At 61.7% G+C, this 22,239-nt stretch carries 22 protein-coding genes; 10 read left to right on the forward strand and 12 right to left on the reverse strand.

Features of this window, described 5'->3' with window-relative positions; genetic code table 11:
* Positions 1–162 precede the first annotated feature (162 nt).
* Entirely contained in the window at positions 163–1,020 is an 858-nt protein-coding gene (locus AC2FME_RS08495; protein ID WP_496800186.1) for a hypothetical protein, read from the forward strand.
* Positions 1,021–1,023: 3 nt separating this feature from the next.
* On the opposite strand, the gene AC2FME_RS08500 is transcribed toward AC2FME_RS08495, so the two are convergent.
* The gene (locus tag AC2FME_RS08500) at positions 1,024–2,139 is read right to left on the reverse strand and encodes a carboxylate-amine ligase (protein WP_496800187.1); all 1,116 of its coding nucleotides are present in this window, start codon (positions 2,137–2,139) and stop codon (positions 1,024–1,026) included.
* A 141-nt stretch (positions 2,140–2,280) separates the two neighbouring features.
* On the opposite strand from AC2FME_RS08500, the gene AC2FME_RS08505 reads away from it, so the two are divergent.
* Both AC2FME_RS08505 and AC2FME_RS08510 read left to right on the forward strand, forming a co-directional pair.
* Positions 2,281–3,132 carry a class I SAM-dependent methyltransferase gene (locus AC2FME_RS08505; protein WP_496800188.1) on the forward strand — a complete coding sequence of 284 codons (852 nt, stop codon included), beginning with the start codon at positions 2,281–2,283 and terminating at the stop codon, positions 3,130–3,132.
* A gap of 72 nt (positions 3,133–3,204) precedes the next feature.
* Positions 3,205–3,681 (forward strand): fasciclin domain-containing protein, encoded by a 477-nt coding sequence (locus tag AC2FME_RS08510; protein WP_496800189.1) that lies wholly within the window; start codon positions 3,205–3,207, stop codon positions 3,679–3,681.
* Between the two features lie 60 nt (positions 3,682–3,741).
* Here the strand turns inward: AC2FME_RS08510 and AC2FME_RS08515 are convergent, their stop codons facing one another.
* Both AC2FME_RS08515 and AC2FME_RS08520 read right to left on the reverse strand, forming a co-directional pair.
* Positions 3,742–4,338, reverse strand: coding sequence for a L,D-transpeptidase (locus tag AC2FME_RS08515; RefSeq protein ID WP_496679835.1), 597 nt, complete (start codon positions 4,336–4,338; stop codon positions 3,742–3,744).
* A gap of 192 nt (positions 4,339–4,530) precedes the next feature.
* The gene (locus tag AC2FME_RS08520; protein ID WP_496679837.1) at positions 4,531–6,030 is read right to left on the reverse strand and encodes a CoA-acylating methylmalonate-semialdehyde dehydrogenase; all 1,500 of its coding nucleotides are present in this window, start codon (positions 6,028–6,030) and stop codon (positions 4,531–4,533) included.
* 102 nt (positions 6,031–6,132) lie between these two features.
* Between AC2FME_RS08520 and AC2FME_RS08525 the strand changes: the two genes are divergently transcribed.
* The 3 genes from AC2FME_RS08525 to coaD all read left to right on the forward strand — a co-directional run bounded on the left by AC2FME_RS08525 (position 6,133) and on the right by coaD (position 8,110).
* Complete coding sequence (locus AC2FME_RS08525; protein ID WP_496800190.1) at positions 6,133–7,035, forward strand: LysR family transcriptional regulator; 903 nt, start codon at positions 6,133–6,135, stop codon at positions 7,033–7,035.
* A gap of 62 nt (positions 7,036–7,097) precedes the next feature.
* The gene (locus AC2FME_RS08530) at positions 7,098–7,535 is read left to right on the forward strand and encodes a CBS domain-containing protein (protein WP_496679841.1); all 438 of its coding nucleotides are present in this window, start codon (positions 7,098–7,100) and stop codon (positions 7,533–7,535) included.
* 83 nt (positions 7,536–7,618) lie between these two features.
* A complete protein-coding gene (coaD, locus tag AC2FME_RS08535; RefSeq protein WP_496679842.1) occupies positions 7,619–8,110 on the forward strand; it encodes a pantetheine-phosphate adenylyltransferase in 492 nt (163 codons plus the stop codon).
* Here coaD and gap (AC2FME_RS08540) read toward each other — a convergent pair.
* The 3 genes from gap (AC2FME_RS08540) to gap (AC2FME_RS08550) all read right to left on the reverse strand — a co-directional run bounded on the left by gap (AC2FME_RS08540) (position 8,102) and on the right by gap (AC2FME_RS08550) (position 10,415).
* On the reverse strand, positions 8,102–9,106 hold the full coding sequence (gap, locus tag AC2FME_RS08540; RefSeq protein WP_496800191.1) for a type I glyceraldehyde-3-phosphate dehydrogenase: 1,005 nt from the start codon (positions 9,104–9,106) through the stop codon (positions 8,102–8,104). The two genes, coaD and gap (AC2FME_RS08540), sit on opposite strands and share 9 nt — an antisense overlap.
* 92 nt (positions 9,107–9,198) lie before the next feature.
* The gene (locus tag AC2FME_RS08545) at positions 9,199–9,342 is read right to left on the reverse strand and encodes a hypothetical protein (RefSeq protein ID WP_005983416.1); all 144 of its coding nucleotides are present in this window, start codon (positions 9,340–9,342) and stop codon (positions 9,199–9,201) included.
* Positions 9,343–9,413: 71 nt separating this feature from the next.
* Positions 9,414–10,415, reverse strand: a complete 1,002-nt coding sequence (gap, locus tag AC2FME_RS08550; RefSeq protein ID WP_496711163.1) for a type I glyceraldehyde-3-phosphate dehydrogenase — start codon at positions 10,413–10,415, stop codon at positions 9,414–9,416.
* Between the two features lie 182 nt (positions 10,416–10,597).
* Between gap (AC2FME_RS08550) and AC2FME_RS08555 the strand changes: the two genes are divergently transcribed.
* Positions 10,598–11,569, forward strand: coding sequence for a DUF808 domain-containing protein (locus AC2FME_RS08555; protein WP_496679849.1), 972 nt, complete (start codon positions 10,598–10,600; stop codon positions 11,567–11,569).
* Positions 11,570–11,626: 57 nt separating this feature from the next.
* Here the strand turns inward: AC2FME_RS08555 and tkt are convergent, their stop codons facing one another.
* Entirely contained in the window at positions 11,627–13,648 is a 2,022-nt protein-coding gene (gene tkt, locus AC2FME_RS08560; RefSeq protein WP_496679851.1) for a transketolase, read from the reverse strand.
* Positions 13,649–13,883: 235 nt separating this feature from the next.
* Here tkt and AC2FME_RS08565 point away from each other — a divergent pair, with 235 nt between their 5' ends.
* Genes AC2FME_RS08565 through AC2FME_RS08575 form a run of 3 tightly spaced genes read left to right on the forward strand, consistent with a single transcriptional unit; the run spans position 13,884 to position 15,411 of the window.
* Positions 13,884–14,672 carry a hypothetical protein gene (locus AC2FME_RS08565; RefSeq protein WP_496688286.1) on the forward strand — a complete coding sequence of 263 codons (789 nt, stop codon included), beginning with the start codon at positions 13,884–13,886 and terminating at the stop codon, positions 14,670–14,672.
* Positions 14,672–15,067, forward strand: coding sequence for a cell division protein ZapA (locus AC2FME_RS08570; RefSeq protein ID WP_496679855.1), 396 nt, complete (start codon positions 14,672–14,674; stop codon positions 15,065–15,067). The genes AC2FME_RS08565 and AC2FME_RS08570 overlap by 1 nt, the downstream gene beginning before the upstream one ends.
* A gap of 2 nt (positions 15,068–15,069) precedes the next feature.
* Positions 15,070–15,411 (forward strand): MliC family protein, encoded by a 342-nt coding sequence (locus AC2FME_RS08575; RefSeq protein ID WP_496800192.1) that lies wholly within the window; start codon positions 15,070–15,072, stop codon positions 15,409–15,411.
* Between the two features lie 9 nt (positions 15,412–15,420).
* On the opposite strand, the gene grxD is transcribed toward AC2FME_RS08575, so the two are convergent.
* The 5 genes from grxD to AC2FME_RS08600 all read right to left on the reverse strand — a co-directional run bounded on the left by grxD (position 15,421) and on the right by AC2FME_RS08600 (position 22,040).
* The gene (grxD, locus tag AC2FME_RS08580) at positions 15,421–15,783 is read right to left on the reverse strand and encodes a Grx4 family monothiol glutaredoxin (protein ID WP_496679859.1); all 363 of its coding nucleotides are present in this window, start codon (positions 15,781–15,783) and stop codon (positions 15,421–15,423) included.
* A gap of 202 nt (positions 15,784–15,985) precedes the next feature.
* A complete protein-coding gene (locus AC2FME_RS08585) occupies positions 15,986–16,222 on the reverse strand; it encodes a BolA/IbaG family iron-sulfur metabolism protein (protein ID WP_149775191.1) in 237 nt (78 codons plus the stop codon).
* 138 nt (positions 16,223–16,360) lie between these two features.
* Positions 16,361–18,520: a phosphoribosylformylglycinamidine synthase subunit PurL gene (gene purL / locus AC2FME_RS08590; RefSeq protein ID WP_496800193.1), complete on the reverse strand. Its 2,160-nt coding sequence runs from the start codon at positions 18,518–18,520 to the stop codon at positions 16,361–16,363.
* An 88-nt stretch (positions 18,521–18,608) separates the two neighbouring features.
* Positions 18,609–19,682, reverse strand: a complete 1,074-nt coding sequence (locus AC2FME_RS08595; RefSeq protein ID WP_496800194.1) for a BamA/TamA family outer membrane protein — start codon at positions 19,680–19,682, stop codon at positions 18,609–18,611.
* 84 nt (positions 19,683–19,766) lie between these two features.
* Complete coding sequence (locus AC2FME_RS08600; protein WP_496800195.1) at positions 19,767–22,040, reverse strand: mechanosensitive ion channel domain-containing protein; 2,274 nt, start codon at positions 22,038–22,040, stop codon at positions 19,767–19,769.
* Positions 22,041–22,239: the final 199 nt, after the last annotated feature.

Below are 22,239 nucleotides of genomic sequence, written 5' to 3' on the forward strand. Positions count from 1 at the left end.
TTGTGGCGACGTGAATTGAACGACTGTTTATTTATTGCTCAATCCTTACAGAATTTTTTCACGCGGGGCAAACCCCATGACCCGCTTGGACCTTTATTTGGGTCATGCGCCGAAGGCTGATATGATGGGGTCTTTCATTCAGGAATTAATACGGAGCGTATTATGCCGAACTACAAGATGGCCGTTGTCGTCATTCACGGCATGGGCAGCCAGTACCGCAAGCCGCATCCGCCGTCCTCGGTGCCGACCTTTTCGAAGGACCTGCACCGCCGGGTGGCGCGTCGGGTCGGCGCGGACATGAACAAGGTGGCCTGGCACGAGGTGGTCTGGGCGCAGATCCTGCAGGAGCGTCAGAAAGACTATCTGCGCAAGATCAAGCGCAGCACCGGCTATGATCAACTGCGCGAGTTCGTGGTGTGCAACCTGTCGGACGCGGCCTCGTACCGGCAGACGCCGGATGCCAGCGACAAGACCTATGACGAGATCCACAAGAAGGTGGAACTGGTGATGCAGGTTCTGCGCCACCAGATCAGCGACCGGGCACCGGTTCTGATTCTGGCGCATTCGCTGGGCGGTCACATCATGTCGAACTACATCTATGACGCGCAGCGATACCTGCGCAACGGCGGCCCGCCCAAACATGCGACCCCGATCGAAAATATGGAAACCGTGGCCGGGTTGATCACCTTCGGCTGCAACATACCGATCTTTCTGTTCGCCTATCCCGAGGCAGGCATTTTTCCGATCCAGCCGCCCAATCGGGCCCTGTCTGCTGCGCTGCGGTTCCGTACCTGGTGGCACAATTATTTCGACAAGCACGATGTTCTTGGGTTTCCGCTGGGCAAGATCGCGCCCAGCTATGCCCAGCTGGTGCAATCCAAGGCCATACGCGACCTGCCGATCAACGCGGGCAAGATCTTCACCTCGTGGAACCCGCTGTCGCACAACGGCTACTGGAAAGACCGCGACCTTTACGAGCCGGTCGCCGCCCGCATCCAGAAGGTTCTGGCGGCGGTCTGACGGTCAGAGATCGGCGTGGAATTCCTCGATCAGGTGGCGCACGACCGCCTGGCCGGGGTCATCGCCCCTGGCCTGGGCTTCGGCGTGTACGCGCCGTTGACGTGTGGCCGACGTGCCCGTTTCGGCAATCTGGCGCAACTGCGCCAACTCCGCCATCGTGCCAAGGGCCTCGGCGTCTTCGGCCAGCATGCCCATCAGCTCACCCATCAGCTCGGGCATCGGCTTGATCGACCGGTCGCCGAAATCAATCAGACCTTCGCCCACGCCGTAGCGCTGCGCACGCCATCGGTTCTCGCCGATCAGGAACCGGTCATAGACCCGCCAGCGCAGGTTGCGGTCCTTCAGTCGGCACAGCATCCGGGTCAGCGCCTGCACCAGCGCCGCCAGTGACAGGGCGTGTTCCAACCGCGGCTGCACGTCCATGATCCGCGTTTCCAAAGTCGGATAGCTGTGCGAGGGGCGCAGGTCCCACCAGATCTTCGAGGTGTCCTCGATCACCCCCAGCTCGACCAGCACCCCAGTAGTGCGTTCATATTCTGCCCAACTGCCGAACACAGGCGGCAGGCCGGTGCGGGGCAGGTTGTCGAACACCGTCAACCGGTACGAAGACAGCCCGGTGTCGCGCCCGCTCCAATACGGGGACGAGGCGGACAGGGCCAGCAAGTGCGGCAGGAAATAGCTGAGCTGCGGCATCAGGTCGGCCCGCTGCGCCTTGTCCTCGACGCCCACATGAACATGCATGCCGCAGATCAGCATCCGCCGCGCCACGCCGCCCAGGGCGTGCTGCAAGTTATCATAGCGTTCCTTGCGCGTGTGGTGCTGATCCTTCCAATCCGCGAACGGGTGGCAGGACACGGCGATCGGCGCCATGTTGTGTTCGGCGGCGCGCCGGGCCACGCAGGACCGCAGGCGTTTCAGATCCTCGCGCGCCGATTTGATCGTGGCATGGGGGCGGGTGCCGACCTCGATCTGGCATTGCAGGAATTCCGGGCTGACCTGGCCTTCGAAATCGGCCTGACATGTCTCCATCAGCGCGGCAGGCGCCTCGGTCAGTTGCAGGCTGTCGCGGTCGACCAGCAGGTATTCCTCTTCGATGCCGACGGTGAAATCCTGCTGCATGCGGGGCCTCCCTGTTCCCATTCGGGATCAGTGAATACGCAATTTCTTAATTTGCCAAGGGTTTGTGGTGATCCGCCTTGCGCTGACACCGCTTGCGGCGGTAAGCAGCCCGCAGCCAAATGCCAAGCCGGAGCCGCCACCGTGAAACCCAGGAAATTTCCCAAGCTGAACGCCGTTCTGGACCGGTTCGGTGTCAAGCTGATCGACAAGGCGCCGGAACGAGATGAGCGCGCGCGGCTCGAGTCCTTCGAGCGGGCCGGCGGGCTGGAGCGTCCGGCCTATGCCCTGTCTCCGGGGATGCAGGATTTCGACATCAGAACCTTGGTTGCCGAATACGCCACGCACAAGGATGCGCTGGCGGCCCTGAAGGACCCGGCCCGCAACCAGACCGGATACCGCATCGGCAACGGTTATTATGACAGCCCGGACGCGGATGCGCTGTATCTGATGATCCGGCGGTTTCGCCCCGAACGGGTGATCGAGGTCGGCTGCGGCAACTCGACCCGTGTGACCCGGCAGGCGATCATCGACGGTGGGCTGGCCACGACACTCACGGCCATCGACCCCTATCCCCGCGCCGACATCGCCCATGTGGTCGACCGGTTCGAGCAGAAGCGGCTGGAGGACGTCGACCCGTCTCTGTTCGCCGAACTGGAGGCGGGCGACGTCTTGTTCGTCGACTCCAGCCATGTCGTGCGGATGAGCAACGACGTGGCGCACCTGTTCTGCCGGATCATACCCACCCTCAAGCCGGGGGTGGTGATCCATGTGCACGATGTTTTTCTGCCCTACGAATACCCCAAGCGGTTCTTCTATGATTGCCCCGGATGGGGCGAGCAGTACATGCTGCACGCGCTGCTGCAATCGGGTGCGTTTTCAATGCTTTGGCCCGGGTATTTCCTGCAACGCGCCCGCCCCGACGCGGTCGAGGCGCTTCCGTTTCTTAAGGAAGGCAGGGCGCAGAGCATCTGGGTGCAACGGGCCGGGGCCTGAAATTTTTCGTGATCCGGTTTCACGGAAGCGCCGTACCCCTTTCCATAACACGCTGGAGAGGAGACATCAGCCATGTTCCGTCGCACTTTCATGGGCGCAGCCGCCGCCATCGCCTTGGCTCTGCCGATCAATGCCAAGGCCGCAGACATCGTGGATACCGCGGTTGCCGCCGGCTCGTTCAACACGCTGGTCGCAGCCGTACAGGCCGCCGGTCTGGTTGACACGCTGAAGGGCAAGGGCCCGTTCACCGTGTTCGCGCCTACGGACGAAGCATTTGCCGCTCTGCCCGAGGGCACTGTCGAGAGCCTGCTGCAACCCGAGAACAAGGATCAGCTGGTTGCGATCCTGACCTATCACGTCGTCCCGGCCAAGGTAATGTCCGGGGACATCGCCGGCAAGCGCGCGAAGGTGCTGACCGTTCAGGGCGACCGCCTGAGCGTGAACGCAAAGAACGGCGTCAAAGTTGACGGCGCAAATGTTGTGCAGGCCGACATCGAGGCCAACAATGGCGTGATCCACGTGGTCGACAAGGTTCTGCTGCCAGAATAAAGCTACCACTCACCAAGGCAGACAAGCCCCGGTGCCTGCGCGGCCCGGGGCTTTTTCAATTCACAAAAGCCGCACCTGTGTGCCGATCTGGACCATCGGATACAGCTCCTCGACATGCTGGTTGTACAAGCCAATGCAGCCCGACGAGCTTTGACGCCCGATCTTGCGCGTATCATGCGTGCCGTGAACCAGATAGGCGGGCCATGACAGATACATGGCACGGGTGCCCAGCGGGTTGCCTGGGTCGCCGCCCTCGACGCGCTGCGGCAGGGTCGGGTCGCGCTCGCGCATGGACGAGGTCGGGGTCCAGCTGGGATTTTCCGCCTTGCGCACCACCTCGGTATAGCCGCGCTTGGTCAGTTCCTCGCTCATCGGAACCGAGCTGGGATAGAGCTTGTAGGTCCCGTCCGGCCCCCAGTAGTGCACCGCGCGGCTGGTGATGTCGGCCAGCAGGCAGCCGACGCCGATTTCGTCAAAATGGTCCTGCCAGTTTTGCTGCGAAAAGGACGAGATGTTCCGGCGCACGGGCGGCTGCACGCTGATCGCTTCCTCGGACTGCGGGAACGCATCCTGGCTTTGAGCGCGCAACACCGACGGAGCGGCCAGGGCAGACACGACGCCCAAAAGGGCCGAGCGGCGGGTGATCTTGCTGGTCAACGGAGCCTCCTGACGAATGACTGCTCTTTTGTTTCGGCCGGCAATCTATGACGTTGGCGGACGCTGGGCCAGAGGGCTTGGCTGAATTTTTCGTGAGAGTGGACCGTGCCGGCGCATCGTCGCCGAACGGAGGTTTCAGAAAAAGAAAAGGCCGCCAACGATTGGGCGGCCTTTTAATTTGTTTTTGGATAGTTAGTCCATTGCCTTGAAGTTGAACTCGCCACCTTCTTTGATGCCCGACGGCCAGCGCGACGTTACGGTCTTGGTGCGGGTGTAGAACTTGAAGCTGTCGGGGCCGTGCTGGTTCAGGTCGCCGAACATGGATTTCTTCCACCCGCCGAATGTGTGATAGGCCAGCGGGACCGGGATCGGGACGTTGATGCCGACCATGCCGATGTTGACCCGGTGGGCGAAATCACGGGCGGTATCGCCGTCACGGGTGAAGATCGCGGTGCCGTTGCCGTATTCATGGTCCATCGCCAGCTTCAGCGCCTCTTCGTAGGATCCGGCGCGGACGGTGGACAGGACGGGGCCGAAGATCTCCTGCTTGTAGATGTCCATGTCGGGGGTGACATGGTCGAACAGGTGGGGGCCGACGAAAAAGCCGTTCTCATAGCCTTGCAGCTTGAAGTCGCGGTTGTCGACCACCAGCTTCGCGCCTTGTTCAACGCCCGAGTTGATCAGGCCCAAGATGCGTTCTTTGGCGGCGGCGGTCACGACCGGCCCCATATCGACGTCATCGCCTGCGGTATAGGGTCCGACCTTCAGTTTTTCGATGCGCGGCACTAGCTTTTCAATCAGCGCGTCGGCGGTTTCCTCGCCCACCGGAACGGCCACCGAAACGGCCATGCAGCGTTCGCCGGCAGCGCCGAAACCGGCGCCCACCAGCGCGTCGGCGGCCTGGTCCAGGTCGGCGTCAGGCATAACGATCATGTGGTTCTTGGCCCCACCAAAGCACTGGGCGCGTTTGCCGTTCGCTGTGGCGCGGGCATAGATGTACTGCGCGATCGGGGTCGATCCGACGAAGGAAACACCCTGAATGATCTCGCTGTCCAGCAGGGTATCCACGGCTTCCTTGTCGCCGTTGACAACCTGGAACACGCCTTTGGGCAGACCGGCCTCGACGAAAAGTTCGGCCAGCATCAGCGGCACCGATGGATCACGTTCCGAGGGTTTCAGCACCACAGCGTTGCCGCAGGCCAGCGCCGGGCCGACATGCCACAGGGGCATCATGGCCGGGAAGTTGAACGGCATGATGGCGGCGACAACACCCAGCGGCTGGCGCATGGAATACATGTCGATGCCGGGGCCTGCGCTGTCGGTAAACTCACCCTTCAGCATCTGCGGGGCGCCGATGCAGTATTCGATCACCTCGAGCCCGCGCTGCAGATCGCCCTTGGCATCGGGCAGGGTCTTGCCGTGCTCGCGGCTCAGTGCTTCGGCCAGTTTGTCCATGTCGCGGTTCATCAGCTGAACCATCTGCATCATGACGCGGGCGCGCTTTTGCGGGTTGGTTGCACCCCAGGCAGGCTGGGCTGCAGCGGCGTATTCGATGGCGGCCGTGGTCTCGGCGGCACTGGCCATCGGGCATCTGTACTGAACCTCGCCGGTGGCGGGGTTGTAGACATCATCGAACCGGCCCGAGGTGCCGGGGGTGTATTCGCCGTTGATGAAATGGGTCAGGTCTTGCATTGCAAACTCCTCCGCAGAATTTGGGCGCAGCATAGGCTTGCATAAATCACCTGAACAGGGGCAATGTCTCAAAAGAGTTTTGCAAAAATGCAAAGGTGAGGGATGACCCCCAATTGGGACGACATGCGCGTGTTTCTGGCCGTCGCGCGCGAGGAAAGCCTGTCGTCGGCAGGGCGGCGGCTGAAGATCGATCCGGCCACGGTGGGGCGCCGGATCGCGCGGCTGGAGACGGCGCTGAAGGCGCCGCTGTTCACCAAATCGCCCCAAGGCTATCTGTTGACCTCGGCCGGAGAGCGCCTGTTCGAACACGCCCAATCCGCCGAAGAGGCGATGCGCGCGGCAGCAGGGGTGATGGACGGGTCGACCAAGGCGCTGAGCGGTCAGGTCCGCATCGGCGCGCCCGATGGCAGCGCGAACTATCTGCTGCCGCAGGTCTGTGCCCGCATCAGCGATGCGAACCCGGATCTGGACATTCAGATTCTTGCCCTGCCGCGCATTATCAATTTGTCGCGGCGCGAGGCCGACATGGCGCTGACCGTCAGCGCGCCCACCGCCGGCAAGTTGCTGGTGCAGAAGGTCAGCGACTATCGCCTGCATATGGTCGCGACAGAGGATTACCTGGCGCGCCATGCCCCGATCCGCACTCTCGAGGATCTGCAGGGGCATCGCATGATTGGATACATCCCGGACATGATCTTCGATCGCGAGCTGGACTACCTCAACGACATCGGTATTGACCGTGTCGCGCTTGCATCGAATTCGGTCTCGGTCCAGTTGCGGCAGGCATCGCTGGGCACCGGGGTCTGCGTGGCCCATGACTTTACGCTTCCGTTCCATCCGGGGTTGCGGAAAATCCTGACGGATCAAGTCAGTCTGACCCGCAGCTTCTACCTGGTGCGCCATCAGGGCGATCAGCGCAATGAACGCCTCAACCGCTTTGCTGACGCGCTGAGTCGCGGCATCCGCGACGAGATTGCGCGGCTGGAAGCTGAAGCCCAAGCTTGACAGGGTCGAGTATTCCGGCAACGCTTTGGAAAACGGGAAGATTATTGTCGGAGGTTTTGCCCATGCTTGTTCAGGCCATTCTGAGTTCGAAGGCAACGGACGGGGTCGTGACGGTGGCGCCTTCGACGACCGTTTCCGACGCAGCCAAGATCCTGGCCGAAAAGCGCATCGGGACCGTCGTGGTCTCGGAGGACGGGGGCAAGACCGCCGTTGGGATTTTGTCGGAACGCGACATCGTGCGCGAGCTGGCCGCCAGCGGCAGCGGTTGCCTGACCCAGCCGGTCATCGCCTACATGACCAAAAAGCTGGTTACCGCCACCAAACAGGACAAGGTGCAGGACGTACTGGCCCGCATGACCGAAGGCCGTTTTCGTCACATGCCGATCGTCGAGGACGGCCAGTTGGTCGGCATCGTGACGCTGGGTGACGTGGTCAAGGCGCAATTGTCGGAACTGGCGATGGAAAAGGATGCCCTGCAGGGCATGATCATGGGCCACTAGCCCTACGCTAATGATGCGGCCTCTTGCAGCTGCGGAAAACTTGTGTTTGCTTGCGCAGAAATTTTCTTGCTCAGGAGGCCCAGATGCGGGTTGGATTGTATCCCGGAACCTTTGATCCGATCACCTTGGGTCATATCGACATCATCCGTCGGGCGGCGATGCTGGTCGACAAGCTGGTGATCGGCGTTGCAATCAACCGCGACAAGGGGCCCTTATTTTCTTTGGAAGAACGGGTGGCCATGATCGAGGCCGAATGCGCCCATCTGACCGCGCAGACCGGCACCGAGATCGTCGCGCATCCGTTCGAGAACCTGCTGATCGACTGCGCCCGGGACGTGGGCGCCCAGATCATTGTGCGTGGCCTGCGCGCGGTGGCGGATTTCGAGTATGAATTCCAGATGGTGGGGATGAACCGGGCGATGGATGATTCCATCGAGACCGTCTTTCTGATGGCCGAGGCCCGCCACCAGGCGATTGCCTCGAAGCTGGTCAAGGAAATCGCCCGGCTGGGAGGGGACGTGTCGAAATTCGTCACGCCCCAAGTCAATATCGCGCTGAAAGAGCGGTTAGGCTAGGGCGCCCATCGCGGCGGCCGTATCCAGCATCCGGTTCGAGAAACCCCACTCGTTGTCATACCAGGCCAGAACGCGGACCAGCGTGCCGTCGGTCACTTTGGTTTCGACCAGCGACACGGTCGAGCTGTGGGAATCGTGGTTGAAGTCGATCGAGATCAACGGGCGGGTTTCCGCGGCCAGAACGGTCGGGATCTTTGCCGCTGCCTCGGTGAACAGGGCGTTGACCTCGTCTTCGGTGGTGGGGCGCGATACTTCGACCACCAGATCGACGACCGAGACGTTCGGGGTGGGAACCCGGATCGCCTGACCGGTCAGCTTGCCCTGCAGTTGCGGCAAAACCAGCCCCACGGCCGAGGCCGCGCCGGTGGTTGTCGGTATCATCGACAGGGCAGCCGCGCGCGACAGGTACGGGTCCTTGCCGGCGGTGTCATGCACTGGTTGGCTGGCAGTATAGGCATGCACCGTTGTCATGTTGCCGTGCACGATACCCAGGCCCGCATCCAATGCGGCAGCGACGGGCGACAGGCAGTTGGTGGTGCAGGATGCGTTTGAAACCACGGTGTCGGCGGCGGTCAGTTCGTGTTCGTTCACGCCGAACACCACAGTCTTCACCTCGCCATCCCCGCGCGCCGGCGCCGAGATCAGAACCTTTTTCGCGCCGTTCTTGAAATGACGCGACGCGGCTTCGCGCGTGCGGAATACGCCGGTGCATTCCAGAACGACGTCCACGTCCGACCAGTCCAGCAACTCGGGGTCACGCTCGCTGGTCAGCCGGATCGGGCCGGCGCCCACGTCCAGCCCGGCCTCGGTCAGGGTGATCGGCTTGGCGTAGCGGCCATGCACGCTGTCAAACTCGAACAGATGCGCGTTCATTTCCGGCTTGGCCAGGTCGTTGATTGCGACGATCTGCACATCAGTGCGACCGCTTTCCATCAGGGCGCGCAGGACGCCGCGCCCGATCCGTCCAAATCCGTTGATTGCAAGTTTGAGTGTCATGTCGCGCTCCGTCTGAATGGCCGCTAAGCCGCGATTGAAATTAGTTAGCGCTAACAAAGGCAGTCAGGCGAAAATGTCAAGCAAAACCTCTGTCAGCGCCAGAACGCGACCCAATCCAAAAGGTCGTAGAACTTCTTGCCGAGGAATAGGAGATGCTCGGTTCCGACAAGGGCATAATCCAGCATCAGTCCACCCAGAATGAGCACGCCAAGCCAGATCGCGATTTGGTTTGTCATTGCCGCTCCGAACGCAAACGCCCGCCCAGATAACCTGAGCGGGCGTTTTCGCGCAAGCTTACTTGGCGATGTCAGTTAAGGCGCCCCATGGCGACGGCCACATCGGCCATGCGCACCGAGAAGCCCCACTCGTTGTCGTACCAAGCCAGCACGCGGACCATGCGGCCATCGACGACACGGGTCTGGTCGGGTGCGAAGATCGAGCTTTCTTCGGTGTGGTTGAAATCGGTCGACACCAGCGGGGCAGGTTCATAGCCCAGAACGCGCTGCATCGGCCCCTTGGCGGCCTCGGCGACGATGGCGTTGACCTCATCAACGGTCACATCGCGCGCGGCTCGGAATGTCAGGTCTACGGCCGATACGTTCGGCGTTGGCACGCGGATGGCCGAGCCGTCCAGACGCCCCTTGAGGTTCGGCAGAACTTCGCCCAGGGCCTTGGCAGCGCCGGTGCTTGTGGGGATCATCGACATGGCGGCGGCGCGGGCGCGGTACAGGTCATTGTGACGGCGGTCCAGCGTCGGCTGGTCGCCGGTATAGGCATGGATCGTGGTCATGATGCCGTTTTCGATGCCGATACCTTCGTCCAGAACCTTGGCAAGCGGAGCAAGGCAGTTCGTGGTGCACGAGCCATTCGACACCATCCTATCGTTGGCGGTCAGGCTGTTGTGGTTGACGCCAAATACGATCGTCTTGTCCACGTTCTTGCCCGGGGCCGACAGCAGAACCTTCTGCGCGCCACGCTCAAGATGCGTTTTGGCCTTCAGCCCGTCGTTGAACTTGCCGGTGCATTCCAGAACGACGTCGCAGCCTTCCCAGTCCAGCTCGTTCATGTCGTAGGTCGAGAACATCTGCATCGGCCCGCGGCCCAGGTCCATCGTGTTGCCGCTGATCGAGATCTCGCGCGGAAAGCGGCCGTGGATGCTGTCGTATTTCAGCAGATGCGCTGAGGTTTCAAGCGGTCCGGTGGCGTTAACCTTGATCACTTCGATGTCGTTGCGGCCTGACGCGGCGATGTGCGACAGGGTACAGCGGCCGATGCGGCCAAAACCATTGATGCCGACCTTGATGGTCATGAGACGTCTCCAAATCCGCTTGTGTTCTGGGCGATATAGCGATGATCGGTCCATCAAAAAAGGTAGAAAATGTCATATTTGCAATGTGTTAGCGCAAACTTGGTGTGGTTGCGCTAACGCTTGCGCTAGCTGTTGGATCGGTTAGGGTCCAAAGTGCGACGGATGAACGGAAAGGATGCGGCATGAGCGGTTTGCTGGCCCTGTTGGACGATGTGGCGGGAATCGCCAAAGTGGCGGCGGCCTCGGTCGACGATGTGGCGGCGGCCGCCGGCAAGGCGGGGGCCAAGACCGCGGGCGTGATCATCGACGACGCGGCCGTCACGCCGAAATACGTCCAGGGCTTTGCCCCCGCGCGAGAGTTGCCGATCATCTGGCGCATCGCACGGGGGTCGATTTTCAACAAGGTAATTCTGCTGCTGCCGGTGGCCTTGCTGCTTGCGAATTTCGCACCATGGATGATCACGCCCTTGCTGATGATTGGTGGGTCATACCTGTGCTTCGAGGGGGCCGAGAAGATCTTCCACGTGCTATTCCCGCATGGCAGCCACGTCATCGAAGAAGACATGAACGTCCGTGATCCGGGTCATCTGGAGGAGCAGAAGATCAAGGGTGCCATCAAGACTGATTTCATCCTGTCGGCCGAAATCATGACCATTGCGCTTTCTGCCATTGAGGCGCCAAATGTCTGGATGCAGGCGGCGACGCTGGCGGTTGTGGGGATCGGTGTCACGGTGGCCGTTTATGGCTCGGTCGCATTGATCGTCAAAATGGACGATGTCGGGCTTTATCTGGCCAAGAACGCGCTGACGTCGGTCGGCCGCGGGTTGGGTCGCGGGCTGGTCAAGGCGATGCCAAAGGTCATGAAGACGCTGTCGGTCGTGGGTACGGCGGCGATGCTATGGGTTGGCGGCTCGATCATGATCCATGGGCTAGAGGTGCTGGGCTTTGGCTGGTTGGCGCACCATATCCACGATTGGGCTTATGCGGCCGGTCATGCCGTGCCCGATCAATGGGCCGGTGCGGTGGAGTGGATCAGCAAGGCCGCGATGGATGGCGTGTTCGGGCTGGCCTGGGGGTTCGTTCTGATACCGTTGGCGACCAAGGTCATCGCGCCGCTGTGGCCCAATAAGCCAGAGCAGAAAGCGGACCATTGAAGCCCAAAAGAAAAGGGCGGCACGATGGCCGCCCCTTGAATGCTTGGTTCGGCTGGATCAGCCCAGCAATTCCTTGACCTTTGCAACCGTTGCCTCGGCGGTGATGCCGAAATGCTTGTACAGTTCGCCGGCGGGAGCAGACGCGCCAAAGCCCGACATACCGATGAAACCGGCCTTGGCCTCGCGGCCACGCTCGCCTAGCAGCCAGCGGTCCCAGCCGCCGGCACGGACGGCGGCCTCGATTCCGACGCGGACGGGCCCAGCAGGCAGGACCTTCTTGCGATAGGCTTCGTCCTGCTCGGCGAACAGCTCCATGCAGGGCATCGAAACGACCCGGGTACCGATCCCTTCGGCCTCGAGCATCGCTTTTGCCTCCATGGCCAGCGACACCTCGGACCCGGTGGCGATCAGGATCGCCTGACGCTTGCCCTCGGCCTCGGCCAGAACATAGGCGCCCTGGGCGGTCAGGTTCTTGGCCTTGTGCTGGGTGCGCACGGTCGGCACGCCCTGGCGGGTCAGCGACAGAACCGAGGGGCTGTCCTTGAAGGTCAGCGCCAGTTCCCAGGCCTCGGCAGTCTCGACGGTGTCGGCGGGACGGAACACATAGGTGTTCGGCGTCGCGCGCGAGATCGCCAGATGCTCGACCGGCTGGTGCGTCGGGCCGTCTTCGCCCAGACCGATCGAGTCATGGGTCATCACGAAAACGCTGGGGATCTTCATCAACGCGGCCAGGCGCATCGACGGACGCGCATAGTCGGTGAAGGCCATGAATGTGCCGCCATAGGGGCGGATGCCACCATGCAGCGCCATGCCGTTCATCGCCGCGGCCATGCCGTGTTCACGGATGCCGTAGTGGATATAGCGGCCCTTGCGGTTCTCCGGCAGGAACACGCCCATATCGGCCGATTTGGTGTTGTTCGACCCGGTCAGGTCCGCCGAGCCGCCAACCGTCTCGGTCATGATCGGGTTCACGACGTTCAGCACCTTTTCCGACGAGGCGCGGGTGGCCAGCTTGGGCTGGTCTTCAGAGATCTGCTTTTTCAGTGCGCGGATCGCGCCGGCCAGCTTCTTCGGTACCTCGAACGCATAGGCACGGTTGAACTCGGCCTGCTTGCGCTCGGACAGTTGGGCGAAACGCTCTTCCCAGGCCGCGCGGTCCGCAGCGCCGCGAGCACCGATCGCTTCCCAGGCCGCTTTGACCTCGGCCGGGATTTCGAACGGACCGTAGGGCCAGCCATAGGCCTCTTTTGCGGCTTTCAGCTGTTCGGCATCGGTCAGAGCACCGTGACCTTTCGAGGTGTCCTGCGCGGCATGGCCCAAGGCGATATGGGTCTTGCAGGCGATCATCGACGGCTTTTTCGACGCCTTCGCCTCGGTGATGGCCGCGTCAATGGCCTCGGGGTCGTGACCGTCGATCTCGATTACATTCCAGCCCGAGGCCGCAAACCGGCGCACCTGGTCGGTACGGTCGGCGATGTCCACGGTGCCGTCGATGGTGATATTGTTGTTGTCCCAGAACACGATCAGCTTGCTTAGCTCGTGCCGACCGGCCAGGGTGATCGCCTCCTGGCTGACGCCTTCCATCAGGCAGCCGTCCCCGGCGATCACATAGGTATAGTGATCGACGACCTTCTTGCCGTAATGCGCGCGCTGGATCTCTTCGGCCATGGCGAAGCCCACGGCATTGGCGATCCCTTGCCCAAGCGGGCCGGTGGTGGTTTCAACGCCGTCTAAAAGGAAGTTTTCCGGGTGGCCAGCCGTCTTGGCGCCCAACTGGCGGAAGTTCTTGATCTCGTCCAGCGTGACTTGTTCGTAGCCCGTCAGATACAGCAGCGAATAGATCAGCATCGAGCCGTGGCCGGCCGACAGGATGAACCGGTCGCGGTCGGGCCATTTGGGGGCGGATGCGTCGAATTTCAGATGCTTTTCAAACAGAACGGTCGCGACATCGGCCATGCCCATGGGCATTCCCGAATGGCCGGAATTGGCGGCCGCGACGGCATCGAGGGTCAGGGTGCGAATGGCCGCAGCCTTGGCCCAGTGTTCAGGGTTGGCATTGCGCAGCGCTGTCAGGTCCACGGATGTTTTCCTTTGGGTTACGGGCAGATTGCGCGCTGAATACCATTCACCCCTCAAAGTGCAAGCGGAACCGGCCGTGGCGCCGGGGGCGCGGTTGAGCTGTGTTGTCCAAGTGGTTGAAAGCAAACACTGGGTATTTTGGCGCACATTCCGCTAGACTATGAAAGAGAACGGGCTGGCTTGATTCGGCCGGTCAAAGAACAGAGCGAACCTTGGCAAAAGGGCAGCAGGGGCAATGAGTCAGATCGAAGACCTTCACAGACGCATCACCGCCGCGATGGACCGGATCGGTGCCGGGATCGAGGCGATGCAGGCCGGAGGGGATGGCGGCGACGGCAAATTGCGGGTCGCGCTGGACGAAGAGCGTCTGGCCAACGCGCAGTTGGAGGAACGCCTGAAATCCGTCAAGGAGCGCTATGAGCAGGAAATCGACGCCTTGCGCGGGCAACTGGGCGAGGCCAAGTCCCAGCTTGCGGCGGTCGAAGCCGCGCGGGCCGAACTGGCCGAGGCCAAGGCCGCGCTGGAAAACCAGGATGAACTGGCGGCGTTGAAATCCGAGATCGAGAGCCTGCGGACCCGCCCGGATGACAGCGAGGAACTTGCCCAGCTACGCGCCGAGGTCGAGCGCTTGAAGCCATCAGAAGAAAAGGTCGAGGTGATGCGGAGCGAGATCGCCCGGCTCAAGGCGGAATTGGCCGACGGCGAACGTGTGGCCGAGCTGAACGCCGAGCTCGAGATGCTGCGCGCCGAGCGGGTGAGCCACGGCGCGGCGATGTCGCGCCTCGATGACGATCTTCAGCGTCTGCGCAAGGCCAACGCGCAGTTGCAGGAAACCGTGGAAGAGCTGCGCAAGGCAGTCGCGGACGGGTTGCCCGATGCCGAGCTGCTGAACCGCGCGACCGAGGCCGAGCTTGAAGCAATCCGCGCCGCGCGGGCCACGGATGCGGCTGAGGCCCACGCGGTTCTGGCCCGGCTCGAGCCGCTGCTGACCCATGCCAACCTTGCCGAAGGAGAGGTGGAGTAATGCCGGAAGTGACCATTCATATCGGCGGGCGCGGTTTCGAAGTGTCGTGCCGGGACGGGGAAGAGCCGTTCCTGCATGCCGCAGCCAAGCTGCTGGATGACGAAGCGCAGGTTCTGACCGACCAGATCGGACGCATGCCGGAATCCCGCATGCTGTTGATGGCGGGGCTGATGCTGGCCGACAAGGCTGCGGCGTCCGATGACAGGATCAAGGCGCTGGAGGCGCAACTGGCCGAGGCGCAGGCGGAACTGGACAGTCTGCGCAACGCGCCGCCGCCCGAACCCGAGCGGGTCGAAGTGGCCGTTGTGCCGCCCTCGGTGACGGATACGCTTGCCGAGTTGGCGGCGCGTGCCGAGTCACTGGCGGAAATGGTTGCCGAGAAGTCAGGGAAATGAAAATGGGCCGTCTGACTGTTTTGGCCGGTATGGCTACACTGTGCGCGTCCATGGCGCAGGCCCAGATCGACATCTTGCCGGTCACCTTCACCTGCGAAGGTGGGGTCGAGCTTGCGGTCACGTATTTCAACCCACCCGAGGGTGACGGGGCAGCGGCCATGGTGGTGGACGGTCAGTTGATCGCCTTGCGGCAGGTTCCGAGTGGATCGGGTATCGGATACGAGTCAGTTGGCGGGCAGGGGACCTATGTTCTGCGGTCCAAAGGCTGGGATGCGGTTGTCAGTTTCGCCGCGGCCGGGGCCGGCGACGAAACCGATGTTCTGACGGGCTGTACAAGCCGCTAAGCCGCAGGCTCAGGCGTTGGCTTCGCGGATCTTGTCGGCGGCTTCCTTGTTGTAAGCCACGCCGTTTTCATCGAAAAGGGTGTCCAACTCGCCCGAAAGGGTCATCTCGGTGACGATATCACAGCCGCCGACGAATTCGCCTTTGACATACAGCTGCGGAACGGTCGGCCAGTCTGAATAGTCCTTGATGCCCTGACGAATGTTCTCGTCGGCCAGAACGTTCACATCGATGTAATCCACGCCCATGTAGTTCAGAACGCCTGCCACGCGCGAGGAGAACCCACACTGCGGCATCTCCTTGGTGCCCTTCATGTACAGCACCACGTCGTTGTTCTTGACGGTTTCGTCGATCTGGGTCTTCACGTCGGTCATTTCGCGTTTCCTAGGCTGGGCCCGCCGCGGCGGCGGGCGGTCATTTTACGTGGTGGTCGCTCCACCGTTTGTCGGCTTTCAGGTTCTTGACGGGCTCCCGGTTCGGTTCATTGGCTTTCGTCATTTCGCCCGATTCCCGGGAAGGTTTCTCGATACTTTCTGCATCAGACCAGTCGACGGGTCTTGTTGCGTTTGCTCCGGGTTACTCCGGTGCGCGGGTGGTCAGGGCCAGCGCGTGCAGCTCTCCGTCCGGGCCATCCATCTTGCCCTTGAGCGCCGCATAGACGGCGCGCTGCTGCTGCACGCGGTTCTTGCCGCGAAAGCTCTCGTCCACGACCATCGCGGACATGTGCACGCCGTCACTTCCCCCGACCTTGATGTCCGCGTTCGGAAAGGCCTCGCGCAGCAGGGTTTCGATTTCATGAGCGCTCATCGGCATGTAGGTTCTCCTGAAGGTCTTTCCCAAGATGTAGAGCGATGCCAAAGCCCGTGCAAGGGGGCGCGGGCAAAGGCGAAACAAGCACCCTGCGCCAGTTCGGCAGGCGCAGGTTCGGTGCGTAAAGGGTGTGAACGAGGCTCAGGCTACGGCCTCGGCAAAGCTGGTGCGATAGATCGTCGACAACTCGGCCAAAGGGGCCTCGGACGAGCCGATGCGCACGGTGTCGCCGGTAAAGCGGCCGACGCTGGTGATGGGCACACCGGCCTGGCCTGCGGCGATCATCAGAGCTTCGGCCTGATCGAAATTGCAGGCCACAAAGTACCGGCCCTGATCCTCTCCAAACAGGAATTCTGTCGAAGCGTCCTCAAGATGCACGCCGACGCCGGACTCTTCGGCCAGTTCGAAAGCGGCAAGCGCCAGCCCGCCGTCGCTGAGGTCGGTGCAGGCCTTGATCAGGTGACGGTTGGCGCGGATGAAATTGCCGTTGCGTTTCTCGGCGTCCAGATCCACATGCGGGGCGTCGCCGTCTTCGCGGTTGAAGACTTCGGCCAGCAGGGCGGATTGGCCCAGATGGCCTTTGGTTTCGCCGATCACCAACGCAACGTGGCCTTCGCGAACTTCGGTGCCGATGATTTCGTCGGCGTTCTGCAAAAGGCCTACCGCCCCAATGGTCGGCGTGGGCAGAATCGCCTGGCCATCGGTTTCGTTGTACAGCGACACGTTGCCCGAAACGATCGGCATGTCGAGCGCCGAACAGGCCGCGCCGATGCCTTTGATGGCGCCGACGAACTGGCCCATGATCTCGGGCTTTTCGGGGTTGCCGAAATTTAGGTTGTCGGTAGTGGCCAGCGGCTTGGCACCCACGGCAGTCAGGTTGCGATAGGCTTCGGCCACTGCCTGCTTGCCGCCTTCCTCGGGGTTGGCGCGCACGTATCGAGGGGTCACGTCCGAGGTGAAGGCCAGCACCTTGTCGGTGCCATGCACGCGCACCATGCCTGCGCCCAAGCCAGGGGTTCGGGCGGTATCGGCCATGACCATGGTGTCGTATTGCTCATAGACCCACTGTTTGGCCGCGTAGTTGGGCGAGGAGATGAGTGCGCGCAACCCGTCAATCGGGTCGATCTGCGGCACTTCGGCCATCTCTTCGGCGACAGGGGTCGGAACCCATGGACGGTCGTATTCCGGCGCACGGCCCGACAGCGGCGAAAGCGGCAGGTCGGCTTTGACCTCGTTTCCGTGCATGATCAGGAAACGGTCCTCGGCGATTGTTTCGCCAACGATGGCAAAATCCAGGTCCCATTTCTCGAATACGGCCCGAGCCTCGGCCTCGAGCTCGGGCTTCAGCACCATCAGCATGCGTTCCTGGGACTCGGACAGCATCATCTCGTAGGCGGTCATGTTCTCTTCGCGCTGGGGCACGCGGTCGAGGTCGAGCTTGATACCCAGCTTGCCCTTGTCGCCCATTTCCACCGCGGAACAGGTCAGGCCAGCCGCGCCCATGTCCTGAATCGAAATCACGGCGCCGGTCTGCATCAGTTCCAGCGTCGCCTCCATCAGGCGTTTTTCGGTGAAGGGGTCACCGACCTGCACGGTCGGGCGCTTTTCCTCGATCGTGTCGTCAAATTCGGCCGAGGCCATCGTGGCGCCGCCCACGCCGTCGCGGCCGGTTTTGGCGCCCAGATAGACAACGGGCATGCCCACGCCCGACGCGGCCGAGTAGAAGATCTTGTCGGCATCGGCCAGCCCGGCGGCAAAGGCGTTCACGAGGCAGTTGCCGTTATAGGCCTGGTGGAACCGCACCTCGCCGCCTACGGTCGGCACGCCGAAACAGTTGCCGTAGCCACCGATGCCTTCCACCACGCCGTTGACCAGCTGGCGGGTCTTGGGGTGGTCGGGGTCACCGAAGGAGAGCGCGTTCATCGCCGCGATGGGCCGTGCGCCCATGGTGAACACGTCGCGCAGGATGCCGCCCACGCCGGTTGCCGCGCCCTGATAAGGTTCGATGTACGAGGGGTGGTTGTGGCTTTCCATCTTGAAGACCACGGCCTGCCCGTCGCCGATATCAACCACACCGGCGTTTTCACCCGGGCCGCAGATCACCTGGGGGCCCGAGGTAGGGAGGGTGCGTAGCCATTTCTTCGAGGACTTGTAGGAACAGTGCTCGTTCCACATGGCCGAGAAAATCCCCAGCTCGGTAAAGGTCGGCTCGCGCCCGATAATCTCGAGGATCATGTCGTATTCTTCGGGCTTCAACCCGTGCGCGGCAATCAGTTCCGGTGTGATGGCGGGCTCTTGCATTGTCTGTCCTGTCCCCAAGCTGGCCGATATTGCGCGCCTTTTAGGGCAAGGGCGCGCCGGGGGAAAGGGCCAAGAACGCGCAGCCGTGTCAGAACCGCTGTCCGACATAGATGTAGAGGTTGTCCTCCTGCTGGTCGTTGCGGCTTACATCTATCGAGAAATCGAGCGGAAATTTCTTGGAAACCCGGTAACGCGCGCCGATCCCGTAGGCCGAATTGGTGCCGTTGTCGCTCAGATCGCTGAAACTCTGGCCGGTTTGTCCCACGCCAGCAAAGGCGATGAGGCCGATGCGCTGGCCCACCCGTTGGCGAAGCTCGACCTGCAGAGAAGCCGAGCGCAGATCGAGAAGCTGGGTTGCCGAAAACCCTCGGAAGGCATCCACCGTTCCGATGCCGCATTGATCGAAGAACGGTGTCTCGGACGAAGCGGCGCAGACAGATAGCCGGCTGGCGATGACACCGTCGGCCCAGGGGCTCAGGTAAAACGTGTAGTTGAGGTAGGACTTGGAATAATCCTGCACCAGCCCGCTGAGCCCGTAGCCCTGTGATGCTTCGAAATGCAGGACTTGGCCGCTGGTCGGGTAAATCGTGTCATCCCGTGTATCCCAGTCGGACACCAGGCCCAAATTCCCAACCTCGACATTCAGAAACTGGTCGAAGGGAGGTGGGATCGGCGGCAGTCCCGCAAAGGCGGGGGTGATGGTCGTGTCGAGATACCGGAAGGTCACGCCGAAGGACAGGTCAGGCGTTACCCCATAGGACAGCCCGAGCCTGCCCAGAAAACCGTCCTGACGGATGGGGATCACACCAACCCCGGTGAAAAGGTCGTATTGGACGTCTGCTGTCCCGTAGAGTGCCTCGATGATCCAACGGTTGTTGTCCATATTGAGTTTGAATGCACCGGCTGCGGCCATGCTGCCATTGCCGGAGCGCAATCCACCGGCACCTATCACCGAAGGGTTGGATCCTTCGTCCATCTGGAAAAGATACCCAGCGCCCAGAATGAGGCCGGAACCGATTGTAGGGTTCGAAAAAGGAATCGGGGCGACGACGATCGATCCTCGCTGAAATCCGACGATTTCGTCTTCGGTGTAGTCGTCCAGAACTCCGAGGTTCTTGTCGAGGACACTATTGGCGTCCTGCGCCGCCGCTGCACTTGCCAAGGCGACGCCTGCGCTTGCGAGAAGCGGCCTGACTAGCGATCGCAACACGCGGACACCACTGTCTTTGCGCTTGGGCACACCGTCCTATTTCTTTCCCTGCTGTTGCTGCTCGGCCTGTTGTTCGGCCTGCTGAGTTGCGATTTCACCGGCAGCCGCACTGATGGCCGCTTTCTGTTCATCTGAAAGATGTTCCGTCTCCTCCAGGCCCGGGATCGCAACGCGGACCTCGCGGCGGGCGAACTCGATGCCGTTTTCGTTGAAGGCGGCCTTCACCCGGTTGAAGATTTCCTTGCGCAGGGTGAACTGCTTGCCCGGCTTGGCCATGAACTTGCCGCGGATGATCATGCCGACATCGTCGAAATCGAACACGCCCTGCGACTTGAACGGCTGCAGGAAGCCATCCTTGTGGACCGGGTCCTCCATCATCTCGGCGCCGATCTTCTTGAAGATCTTCTTGACCTTGTTCGGGTCGGTATCGAAGGGCACGGTGAACTTCAGCTTCATGATGACCCAGTCGCGGCTGTAGTTGGTCAGCTTCTGGATCTCGCCATAAGGAATGGTGTGAACAGGGCCGCGATGGTGGCGTAGTTGCATCGAGCGGATCGAAATCTTTTCCACCGTACCTGTGGTGCCGCCGACATCGACATATTCGCCCACGCGGAAAGCATCGTCGATCAGGAAGAAAATCCCGCCCACGATGTCCGAGACCAGTTTCTGCGCACCAAAGCCGATGGCCAGACCCAGGATACCGGCACCAGCCAGAAGCGGCGTGATGTCCAGGCCCAGCGCGCCCAGCGCCAAAAGGGCGAAGATCACCGAGATCGCGACCTGAGCGGTAACCCGCAGCAACGGCAGAACCGTGGCCAGACGCGAGCCGCCGGTACCGCCGCCTTCGCCGGCTTCTTCATCGGGGCTCTGCTCCGAGGCCGTCTGCTCTTTGGCAAGCCGGCGGTTGATCCAGAGCGAGACCACCTCGTTCAGGATGTAGCCGACCGCGATTATGATGAAGAACTGAACCAGCTTGCTGCCCGCTTCAGAGTCTCCGCCCGCGATTTCCTGCAGGTCCAGATCCCATGCGTTGGCGATCATCAGGACGACCAAAACGCCGGCCAGAACGCGCCCGATGCGGATATAGCTGCGCTTGGTTGCCCTGTAGGCGCGTTCAGCGACCGGCCCGTCACCGATCATCGGCGGCAACAGATGGCGGGTCAGTCCGCGGATAAAGGTATCGAGCGCCGGCGCGATCAGCAGCCAGAACATGGTGACGTAATGCGCGCCCCCCGCCAGCAGGGCGAAAACCCGCGGGTCGCGTTGCGCGGCGAGGAATTCGACCAGCAGCCAGGTGCCGATGGAAACGGCAATGGCGAAATAGGGATAGTAACGCGCCACCTCTTCGTCGAACTGCGTGCGATCTGGGTCCGAGCCGCGCATCATTTCGGTCAGCCCTTCGCGGGCCGTCCAGGCCATTACGGCGATGTAGATGTGGATCGAGGTGTTCAGCCAGAACCCCAGCCGCGACTCGCCCGGCTGCACGCCGTTCATCATGTTGAAATCCAGGATGAACATGGTGAAGCCGATCAGCAGAAATAGACCGATAAGGTTGCGATGCAGGTACTTGGCCCATTTGTCGTCGATACTGACCAGCCGCAGCCGGGGCTGCTGTGGGGCAAGGATGAACCGCGAGATCGCCGCCCCCAGCCGCGGGAACCAGATCAGATAGAACACGAAGGGCCCCGCCTGTTCGATTTGCGCATCGTCCAGAAATCGGCGGCCAACGAAAACCAGTGTGTAGTAAAAGACCAGCAGGCCCAAAAACTCGCCGCAGAAGCGTTTGAACAGGTAAAGCACTGCGCCCTTGAGGTCCGAGGACGCGTCTTCGGGGATCAGCCGGATCCAGCGGCGGGTCCACAGGCCGAACAGCTTTTCAGCCGCATACCCGATCGCAAGCGCCAGAAAGGTGAACCCGAACAGGGTCATGAGGCCGTTTGCGCCGAATTTGTTGCCAAAATTGGAGAAGGCCTCGACCTGGGCCGATATCAGAACCGGGACCTTGCGGATCACGTCCATCCATGATGCCGCCATCTGGCTGGCTGAGTCCGAAATGGTCTGAATCAGGCCGCGCTTTGTGCTCTGCTGTTCGGCTTGCTGCCTTGCGACCGCGTCCAACCGTTCCAGCAGGATGGCGCGCACCTGGTCGTCGGACATACGGGCGACCAAGTCATCGACTTGTTCGGGAGTCAGATCTTCGGGAATCGACACCGGGGCGGCGGAACTGCCGGTCTCTTGGGCCGCTGCGGGTAGGGTCAGCATGAGGGCCGAAACCGCCGCCATCAGAATACGCAAGAAATGTGTTGCCATTATTCCCTCGATCACAAAATGATTGTTTTTCGCGATCATAGGCAGCGCAGAGCGCATTTTACAAACAAAACGCGACCGGATGCGGTGTTGATGAAAAAAAAAGGCCGAGCACTAAGCTCGGCCGTAGTCCAACAGGGAGGTATGAAGATGATGAGCGTTTCAGCATCATCGCCTTCGAGTGGTCATTTAGGGATCAGTT

The organism is Ruegeria sp. BHSC026 (assembly GCF_059613065.1).

Bases quoted from the DNA above. Each gene is read 5' to 3' on its own strand.
- AC2FME_RS08510 (WP_496800189.1), top strand. From the start codon at position 3,205: ATGTTCCGTCGCACTTTCATGGGCGCAGCCGCCGCCATCGCCTTGGCT.
- AC2FME_RS08555 (WP_496679849.1), top strand. From the start codon at position 10,598: ATGAGCGGTTTGCTGGCCCTGTTGGACGATGTGGCGGGAATCGCCAAA.
- AC2FME_RS08585 (WP_149775191.1), bottom strand. From the start codon at position 16,222: ATGCCGATGAGCGCTCATGAAATCGAAACCCTGCTGCGCGAGGCCTTT.
- grxD (WP_496679859.1), bottom strand. From the start codon at position 15,783: ATGACCGACGTGAAGACCCAGATCGACGAAACCGTCAAGAACAACGAC.
- AC2FME_RS08565 (WP_496688286.1), top strand. From the start codon at position 13,884: ATGAGTCAGATCGAAGACCTTCACAGACGCATCACCGCCGCGATGGAC.
- AC2FME_RS08520 (WP_496679837.1), bottom strand. From the start codon at position 6,030: ATGCAAGACCTGACCCATTTCATCAACGGCGAATACACCCCCGGCACC.
- AC2FME_RS08500 (WP_496800187.1), bottom strand. From the start codon at position 2,139: ATGCAGCAGGATTTCACCGTCGGCATCGAAGAGGAATACCTGCTGGTC.
- gap (WP_496800191.1), bottom strand. From the start codon at position 9,106: ATGACACTCAAACTTGCAATCAACGGATTTGGACGGATCGGGCGCGGC.
- AC2FME_RS08600 (WP_496800195.1), bottom strand. From the start codon at position 22,040: ATGGCAACACATTTCTTGCGTATTCTGATGGCGGCGGTTTCGGCCCTC.
- AC2FME_RS08570 (WP_496679855.1), top strand. From the start codon at position 14,672: ATGCCGGAAGTGACCATTCATATCGGCGGGCGCGGTTTCGAAGTGTCG.
- AC2FME_RS08495 (WP_496800186.1), top strand. From the start codon at position 163: ATGCCGAACTACAAGATGGCCGTTGTCGTCATTCACGGCATGGGCAGC.
- gap (WP_496711163.1), bottom strand. From the start codon at position 10,415: ATGACCATCAAGGTCGGCATCAATGGTTTTGGCCGCATCGGCCGCTGT.
- AC2FME_RS08575 (WP_496800192.1), top strand. From the start codon at position 15,070: ATGGGCCGTCTGACTGTTTTGGCCGGTATGGCTACACTGTGCGCGTCC.
- AC2FME_RS08525 (WP_496800190.1), top strand. From the start codon at position 6,133: ATGACCCCCAATTGGGACGACATGCGCGTGTTTCTGGCCGTCGCGCGC.
- AC2FME_RS08530 (WP_496679841.1), top strand. From the start codon at position 7,098: ATGCTTGTTCAGGCCATTCTGAGTTCGAAGGCAACGGACGGGGTCGTG.
- purL (WP_496800193.1), bottom strand. From the start codon at position 18,520: ATGCAAGAGCCCGCCATCACACCGGAACTGATTGCCGCGCACGGGTTG.
- AC2FME_RS08545 (WP_005983416.1), bottom strand. From the start codon at position 9,342: ATGACAAACCAAATCGCGATCTGGCTTGGCGTGCTCATTCTGGGTGGA.
- coaD (WP_496679842.1), top strand. From the start codon at position 7,619: ATGCGGGTTGGATTGTATCCCGGAACCTTTGATCCGATCACCTTGGGT.